This is a genomic window from Nodosilinea sp. P-1105 (assembly GCF_012911975.1).
Lineage (GTDB): Bacteria > Cyanobacteriota > Cyanobacteriia > Phormidesmidales > Phormidesmidaceae > Nodosilinea.
This window is the reverse complement of sequence record NZ_SMDQ01000158.1, coordinates 1-1,321: the sequence shown is the minus strand read 5'-3', so window position 1 is coordinate 1,321 and position 1,321 is coordinate 1. Positions and strand designations below refer to the sequence as shown.

Below are 1,321 nucleotides of genomic sequence, written 5' to 3'. Positions count from 1 at the left end.
AAGTCAAGTACTATACTTCAGCCAATACGCCTGTAGCTCTCATGGGTTGGGTGGTTGATTCAGCTTATGTTGCCTATGGCGATCACATTGTCACCCGAAACCGCACTGATGCCCCCTAAAGAATCGTCCCACCGCGATCGCCATAATAGAAGTAGCCATCCCCTTAAACACACCATGAACCTCCAAGACTACTTTACCTTCCTCGCCCCCGACGACATCCGTATCAGCGGTACCCGCATCGGCATCGAGAGCATCCTGTACGAATACATCTATCGAGGCAAAACCCCCGAAGAAATTTCCCAGCAATTTCACACCGTCACCTTAGAACAGGTCTATGCCACCATCCTCTACTACCTGCACAACAAAGAAGAGGTCAGCGCCTACATTGCTGACTGGCTGGAATTTGCTCGTCAACAGCGACAACAGCAACAGCAACACCCATCTCCCGTCCGACTCCGACTCCAGCAGATAGAAGCTGAGCTAACCACGACCCAGACCACAACATAGGCAACTCCATCGCTGTGAGCCTCCAGTATTTGCTAGATGAGCATATTCCGCCCCTATACCGAACCCAACTGGTACGTCGTGAGCCGGAACTGATTGTCAGAATTATTGGCGATCCCGATGCACCTGCAAAAGGGACTTTAGATCCAGACATTCTAATCTGGTGCGAAGTTCATAATGATTTTGATATTGAGTCTGAGTGGGCTGTTCGTCCTAGAGACATGGCAAGAGCAATTTTAGATTACGAGCCTAATATTATTCATTTCTCAGGTCATGGAGACGGTGGCGAGATTATTACCTACGAATTCACTAAGTCTGCCGAAGAGCCCTACGTTCCATCTGTGATTGTTAATCCCTGATTCAGGAGGGCTATTAGCCTTGCCGTCAATGGGGCTTATGTTGCCTATGGCGATCGCATTACTACCCAGCGATCCACGACTTTTTGACTTTTTTGGTTACCCCTGGTCTCCAATCATCCCACCATTCAAGCCAACATCCTCGACTCTATCTGGTTGCGTCCGTCCTATGAGGCTTATAGCCCTGTCTGGCCAAATTCTGCCAAAGAGCCCCATGTTTCATTGGTTACTCTGAGCCCTTAATTCAGTAGCACAATCTGCTATGTAGCCAATCGCCGCTAATCCCCAATTTCCAACCCTTGCCCCTGATCCTTGCCTCGAACTTGAAGCTGTCGAGCCCGTTGTTTTCCCGCTGCCTGCACAATCCGGGCCGCAAACTCCATCGCCTGCTTCTTCCCTTGCACCTCGTAAAGTTGCCTCACCACCTCGCTCCCCGCCACTAGAATCAGCGTTACCTCCTT

General features: G+C 50.1%; 3 protein-coding genes. 2 read left to right on the top strand and 1 reads right to left on the bottom strand.

Annotated features, from left to right (window positions below):
• The first annotated feature begins 174 nt into the window (after positions 1-174).
• Together E1H13_RS26495 and E1H13_RS26490 are read left to right on the top strand one after the other, a co-directional pair.
• The gene (locus E1H13_RS26495) at positions 175-507 is read left to right on the top strand and encodes a DUF433 domain-containing protein (protein WP_169617953.1); all 333 of its coding nucleotides are present in this window, start codon (positions 175-177) and stop codon (positions 505-507) included.
• Positions 508-521: 14 nt separating this feature from the next.
• Positions 522-863 carry a hypothetical protein gene (locus tag E1H13_RS26490; protein ID WP_169617951.1) on the top strand — a complete coding sequence of 114 codons (342 nt, stop codon included), beginning with the start codon at positions 522-524 and terminating at the stop codon, positions 861-863.
• Between the two features lie 275 nt (positions 864-1,138).
• Here E1H13_RS26490 and E1H13_RS26485 read toward each other — a convergent pair.
• A partial coding sequence (locus E1H13_RS26485; RefSeq protein WP_169617952.1) for a hypothetical protein occupies positions 1,139-1,321 on the bottom strand: 183 nt, incomplete at its 5' end.